This is a genomic window from Paraburkholderia sp. BR10954 (assembly GCF_040965775.1).
Taxonomy (GTDB): domain Bacteria; phylum Pseudomonadota; class Gammaproteobacteria; order Burkholderiales; family Burkholderiaceae; genus Paraburkholderia; species Paraburkholderia youngii.
In genome coordinates, this window is the sequence record NZ_JBFRCK010000206.1 from 1 (window position 1) to 571 (window position 571).

Consider the following 571-nt stretch of genomic DNA (forward strand, 5'->3'; position numbering starts at 1 on the left):
ACCACTTCTTCGAGCTGGGCGGCCATTCACTGCTGGCCGTGCGGCTGCTCAGCCGGCTGTCGCAGATTGCGGGTGTGGAACTGTCGCTGGCGATGCTGTTCGCGCGGCCGGTGCTGGCCGATCTGGCCCGTATGACTGCTATCGCTTTGATCGAACGAGAATTCGATCCTGATGAACTTCGGAACCTGCTTTCTTTGGGAATGCGGACATGACAGATCTAACTAGGATCGAGTTAGAAGATCTCGATATTGATGACTTAACCGAGCTTGTCTTGCTTGCCAAAGACAGAAATCGTAATGACGGTAAGCGAAAGCCCAGGTTGATACAAACCATAGGCCGCGAAGACCTTCTATTGTTGTCGTTTGCCCAGCAGCGGCTGTGGTTTCTGGCGCAGCTGGACAAAGACAGCACCCGCTACCACATTGCGCTGGGCTGGCGGTTGCGGGGCAGGCTGGATCGCGCGGCGTGGCGACGCAGCCTCGATCAGCTGTATGCGCGCCACGAGGCGCTGCGCAGCGTCTTCGTTGATGCGGAGGAGGGGCCCCGGGTTGAGATCCTGCCGCCCGGCACG

2 protein-coding genes are annotated in these 571 nt (G+C 59.0%); both read left to right on the top strand.

Going from position 1 to position 571, the window contains the following annotated elements; genetic code table 11:
* Positions 1-212 (top strand): phosphopantetheine-binding protein (locus AB4Y34_RS41895; protein ID WP_176370234.1); only part of this gene is annotated, 212 nt, incomplete at its 5' end.
* Positions 209-571, top strand: a 363-nt coding sequence (locus AB4Y34_RS41900; protein ID WP_176370235.1) for a condensation domain-containing protein, incomplete at its 3' end; no start/stop codon positions are given. The genes AB4Y34_RS41895 and AB4Y34_RS41900, both read left to right, overlap by 4 nt.